This window comes from Pseudomonas sp. 39004, from assembly GCF_028682155.1.
Taxonomy (GTDB): domain Bacteria; phylum Pseudomonadota; class Gammaproteobacteria; order Pseudomonadales; family Pseudomonadaceae; genus Aquipseudomonas; species Aquipseudomonas capeferrum.
The window spans coordinates 1-5602 of the sequence record NZ_JANIAG010000253.1; the positions used below are offsets into that span (position 1 = coordinate 1).

The window sequence follows — 5602 nt, forward strand, 5'->3', positions numbered from 1 at the left end:
CATCGATTACACAAGGGCCGCGTCAGGTCACTTGGCCATGACGGCCTTGAACAGGTCCGACGCCAGCCACCCCTCCAGCCAGCTCCGCACCCGCGGATAAGCCGCCTCGGCGAACCACTGCGGTTCGACCCCGGCAAACTGGCGCATCAGGGGCAGCAACGCGGCATCGGCCAGGCTCGGGTGATCGGCCAGCAGGTAAGCCCGGCCTTCAAGCAATGCTTCGAGCGCTGCCAGCCAGGTTTCGGCCTGCTGTCGGTAGTGCTCGCGGGAATGCTCAGGGTATCGCTCGGCGTACTTGTACAGGTTCACCTGCGCCTTGAACGTGGAGTCGTTACGGGCGATCAGCGCCTCGGCCTGTTGCGCCGCCGCCGGGTCCGCCCGTAGCCGCCAGTCCTGCGGGTCGTTGCGTTCCAGCGCCCAGCGCATGATGTCCAGGCTTTCCTCCAGCACGTCGGTACCGGTGTCCAGCACCGGCACTGTGCCCTTGGGCGACAACGCCAGCAGCGCGGCCGGTTTGTTCTTCATCGCCACTTCCTCGACCCGTACCTCGCACCCGGCATAGCGCAGGGCGAGGCGCGCGCGCATGGCCCAGGGGCAGCGGCGGAACGAGTAGAGGATCACCCGCACACCTCGACGTCACTCAGGCCGTTGCCCTGGCGGCGCACCTGGATCTGCACCGGGATGCGTTCATGCATCTCCTGCACGTGGGAGATTACCGCGACCTTGCGGCCCTGAGCCTGCAGGCCGTCGAGGGCATCCATGGCCAGTTGCAGTGATTCTGGGTCGAGGCTGCCGAAGCCTTCGTCGATGAATAACGATTCGATGCGCAGGGTGCTCGAGGCCATCGACGCCAGGCCCAGTGCCAAGGCCAGCGATACCAGGAAGGTTTCACCGCCCGACAGCGAATGCACCGAGCGCAGCTCGTCGCCCATCTCGGTGTCCAGCACCAGCAGGCCCAGGGCACTGCCGCCGCGCTTGAGGCGGTAGCGACGCGCCAGCTGGCGCAACTGGCTGTTGGCATGGTGCAGCAGCAGGTCGAGGTTGTAACCCTGGGCGATCTTGCGGAACACATCGCCAGAGGCCGAACCGATCAACGCATTCAGGCGCGCCCAGCGCTGCCATTGCTGATGGGCCTGTTCGATGTCCTCTGCCAGCGCCTGATACGCCAGTTGGCGACGCTGGTCTTCGGCCTGGGCGGCGCGCAGCTCGGCGCACTGCTGTTCATGGTTGGCCAGCAACGCGCGCAGTGCTGCGAGGGACTGCTCAAGGTCTTCGGCCGTGGCCTCGACGCTGGCTTGCGCGGTATGTTGCTGCAGGCGCTGTTCACGCTCCTGCAACAGCACGCGGCCTTGTTCGATGGCCTTTTGTGCAACTTGCAGGCGCTGACGCAGTTCGCCCACTTGTGCGTCGTCCATGGCCAGCAGGCGGTCGAGGCCGCTATCGTCGAGCTCGGGGTGTGCGGCGCGCCACTGAGCGATTTCACCCTGCAACTGCTGTTGTTCGTGGTCCAAAGCCTGCTGGCGAGCGCTATTGGCCTTGAGTTCGCCGGCCAGCTGCAGGGCATGGGTGCGGGCCTGTTGCAGCTGCTCGGCAGTCTCGGCTTCGCCTGTGCGGGCGTGCTCTACCTGTTGCTCCAGATGGCGTTGCCAGTCCTCGGCACGCGGGTGTTCACCCAGCAGCTCGGCCAGGGCGGCGCGGGCCTTGTCCATCTGTTCGGCCAGCCCGCTGACCTGCAGTTGCAGTTCTTGCTGGCGCTGCACACGGGTTTGCTGTTGGTCGTGCAGGCGCTCCAGCTGTTGCAGGCGCTGCTGATGTTCTTGCAGTTCGTCCTTTTGCTGGTCCAGCTGTTGCTGGCGCTGGGCGATCTGCTGGTCGAGGCTGAGGAAGGCCTGCGCCGGCTCATCGCGCAGGGCCTGCAGCACAGGGGGCGGCAGCAGGTTGGCGAAATCGGCCAAGGCCTGCTCAAGGCGTTCCTGATCGGCGGCCAGAGCTTGGTGCTGCTGGTCCAGGCGGCGTTGTGCCTGCTGTTGGGCTTCGCTCGCGGCTTGCAACTGCTGATTGAGTCGGGTGGCATCCCTTTGCAGGGTCAGCAGCGTGGCTTGGCGCTGTTCGTCACGGCCGATTTCCTGGTCGAGGCGGCGCAGTTGGCTGTCCAGCCAGGCACTGCGGGCCTTGTCGTCATGGGCACTGAGTGCGGGCCACAGGGCATGGGCCGCCAGTTGCTCGGCCAGCGGCTGCAGCTGCTCACTCAGTTGCGCCTGTTGATGCTGATACTCCTTGATCTGGCCATTGACCACACCCACCTGGGTGCGCAACTCGATCAGGCGGGTATTGAAGTGCTCTACCTGTGCCAGGGCGGTGGCTTCTTCGGCCTGGTCATGCCGGCCCAGGCTTTGCAGCAGCGCTTCGGGCTGATGGAAGGGGTGCTCGGCGCTGCCACAGACCGGGCAGGGTTCGCCATCGTGCAATTGCGCACGCAGTTCTTCGACGCTGGTGCTGCGCGCCAGGCGCTGACGCTCCAGCAGTTGCCGGGTGAGCGCCAGCGCCTGCTCGGCAGCTTCAAGCTCGGCCTTGGCGGCGGTGCCTTCGCCAATCAGTTGCTGGCGTTGCTGCAGGGCCAGTTGCTGGCGTTCGCGCAGTGACTGGATATCGTGTTGCAGCTCCTGCTCGCGGGCATGCAGGCGCGACAGTTGTTCCACGGCACGTTGCTGTTTGCGGTTTTCCTGCAGCATGCCGCCCAGGAGGTCGAGCTGTTCGGCCAGGGCCTGGGGCTCTGCTGCGGCTTCGCGGAACAGCACTTCGAGGGCGTCGCGCTGGGTTTGCAACTGCGCATTGGCCTGGCTGGCCTGGGCCTGCAGGCCCGGCAGCTCTTCGCCGCCCTGGTTCAGGCGGTTGCCGATCTGCAGCAACTGTTGCAGCTGTGGGCGATAAGCCTGCCAGGCGCTGGTGAGGGCAGCCAGGGGGGCACTCTCGGCCAGGGCAGTGTCGATCTGCGCCAGTTGCTGCTGGCCGCGCTGCTGGTACTCGGCCAACTGCTGCAGTTGTTGCTCGAGCTCGGCGGCGGCCAGGTCGGCCTGCTGGCCAGCCTCGCGGGCCTTGGCCAGTTCTTGCTCCAGGCGGGTGAGGGTGTCTTGCTCGGCGAAAGCCTGGCGCAGGCGCGGGGCGTTTTCGCCCTGGCTGGCCTGGGCCTGGCTCAGCGCCTGACGGGCTGATTCGAGGGCCCGTTCAAGTTCGCCGATGCGGCCTTGCAGGTCGCTTTGCTGGCGGTGTTGTTCGCTGAGCTCGCTGGCCAACGGCGCGAGCTGCGCCGCCAGGGCCTGCTGACGGTGGAACTGGTGGCGCTGGGGCGCCAGGCGCTCCAGGCGCTCCAGGTCCAGGCGCTGATCGGTGAGGTGCTGCCAAGCCTGCTCGGCGGCCTGCAATGTTGCGCTGGCTTCGCCCTGCTGAACCAGCAGCTGACGCTGTTCATCGAGCCAAGTACGCTGCTGCTCAAGCTGGCGCTCTTGCGCCTGGTCGGCCTTGAACTGCTGCTGTGCCTGCTCCAGGCGCTGGTCGAGTTCGGCGCGGGCATCGCTAGGCATGGGCAGCAGGTGGCTGGCGCGGTCCTTCAGGGCATTGTGCGCTTCGCCAGCCTCGCGGGCCTTGCTGAAGGCACGCTGGCCAAGGCGGGTATAGATCGCCGTGTTGGTGAGCTTTTCCAGCAGTTCGCTGCGTTCCTTGTCGTCGGCCTTGAGGAAGGCGCCGAACTCGCTCTGGGCCAGCATCACCGCGCGGGTGAACTGCTCGAAGTTCAGGCCCAGCCGCGCTTCGACCAGTTGCTTGTATTCCTGCTTGCCACTGGCCAGTACCTGCTCGCTGTCCAGGTCATAAAAGCTCTGGCGGCTGTGTTGCAGTTTGCCGTTGGCCTTGTCGCGCGCGCGGTTGGCTTCCCAGCGGGCACGGTAGCGACGGCCGTCGATGCCGACGAAGTCGACTTCGGCGAAACCGCTGCCGGTGCCTCGGCGCACCAGGTTGCGTGGGTCAGAGGTCGGGATCTCGCCGTCGGCGTCCGGCACCTTGGCTTCGCGGCCAATGTCGTTGAGCCGGGGGACAGTGCCGAACAGGGCCAGGCACAGGGCATCGAGCAGCGTGCTCTTGCCGGCGCCGGTCGGGCCGGTGATGGCGAACAGGCCGGCGCTGGCCAGGGGCTCCGCGGTGAAATCGATGTCGATCGGGCCGGCCAGGGATGCCAGGTTCTTCAGGCGGATGGCGAGAATCTTCATGGCTGTTCCTCCTCCAGCTGTGCGTCCTGCAACAGCAGGGCGAAGTCGGCCAAGGCCTGTTCATCGGCGGGGTTGCCGTAGGCTTGCTCCCAGGCGCGGCTGAACAGGTCTTGCGGGGTCATCTGGGACAGTTCGACGAAGGCCAGGTCGTCGTCCTCGGCGCTGGCGCGCCCGGCATATTCGGCGCCAATGCGGATCAGCCGCACGGCTTTGCCTTGCAGGGCACCTTCGACTTGCTGGCGCAGGTCGGGCTGCGGTTCGTCCAGCACGACGCGTACTTCGAGCCAGGGCTGGCGGTTAGGGTCTTCGAGCAGGTCGATCACCGGCAGTTCGGCGAGCTGTGCGAGCAGCTCGCCAAGCGGTGCCGGGCCGATGCGTTGCAGGGCCACGGCGCGAGGCACCGGGCGCGCTTCGACGCTGACCAGCTCGGCGCCGTCCAGCTCTACCTCCAGCACCTGGTGCGGGTAGTTGATCTCGGCGAACGACAACGGGATCGGCGAGCCGCTGTAGCGAATGCGGTCTTCGCGGTTGACCTTCTGCGGCTTGTGCAGGTGGCCCAGGGCGACATAGCTGATGGCCTTGTCGAACAGCTTGGCCGGCAAGGCCTCGGCGTTGCCGATGATCAGGCTGCGCTCGGAGTCTTCCGACACGGCGCCGCCGGCCATGTGGGCATGGCTGATGGCGACCAGCGCCTGGTCCTTCTTGCGTTTTTGCAGGGCGGCGGCAATCAGTTGCTGGTGCACCTGGGTGATGCCTTGCAGGTAGTCGTCACCCAGCTGCGGGCCGGTCACTTCCGCGGGGCGCAGGAAGGGCAGCGCCAGGCACCAGGCGCTGATTTTGCCGCGGGCGTTGGTCAGTGGAATCAGCAGGCGCTCGGCATCCAGCTGGCCTTCGTCGAGCCAGTGCACACGGCCCAGGGCGTGGGTGCGCAGGCGGCGCATCAATGCTGCGGGCAGTTCGATGCGCGAGCCGGAGTCGTGGTTGCCGGCGATCATCACGATGTCCAGCTTGGGCTGTTGCTCGTGGGCCTGGACGATGAAGTCGTAGAGACGTTCCTGGGCTTTGACCGGTGGGTTGACCGTGTCGAAAATGTCGCCAGCGATCAGCAGCGCATCCGGCTGGCGCAGGTGCAGTTGGCCGAGCAGCCAGTGGAGAAAGCAGGCGTGTTCGAAATCGCGTTCCTGGCCGTGCAGGCTTTGGCCCAGGTGCCAGTCGGAGGTATGAAACAGACGCATGGATGACCTGTTGGTGTCGAGTCGAGCAAGCAGGGGGCTTGGCTTGGATGATGGGCGTTGCGCAGGGGGGTATGGTAACTCAATGGTGGGGGGAGGGGCATGCCT

At 66.3% G+C, this 5602-nt stretch carries 3 protein-coding genes; all 3 read right to left on the reverse strand.

Annotated features, from left to right (window positions below; genetic code table 11):
• Positions 1–27: 27 nt before the first annotated feature.
• From NP534_RS25325 to NP534_RS25335, 3 genes are read right to left on the reverse strand one after another with little or no spacing between them, the layout of a single operon-like run.
• On the reverse strand, positions 28–621 hold the full coding sequence (locus NP534_RS25325; RefSeq protein WP_274100532.1) for a glutathione S-transferase: 594 nt from the start codon (positions 619–621) through the stop codon (positions 28–30).
• Positions 618–4262, reverse strand: a complete 3645-nt coding sequence (locus tag NP534_RS25330) for an AAA family ATPase (RefSeq protein WP_274100533.1) — start codon at positions 4260–4262, stop codon at positions 618–620. Before NP534_RS25330 ends, NP534_RS25325 begins: the two co-directional genes overlap by 4 nt.
• Positions 4259–5497 (reverse strand): exonuclease SbcCD subunit D C-terminal domain-containing protein, encoded by a 1239-nt coding sequence (locus tag NP534_RS25335; protein ID WP_274100535.1) that lies wholly within the window; start codon positions 5495–5497, stop codon positions 4259–4261. Before NP534_RS25335 ends, NP534_RS25330 begins: the two co-directional genes overlap by 4 nt.
• Positions 5498–5602: the final 105 nt, after the last annotated feature.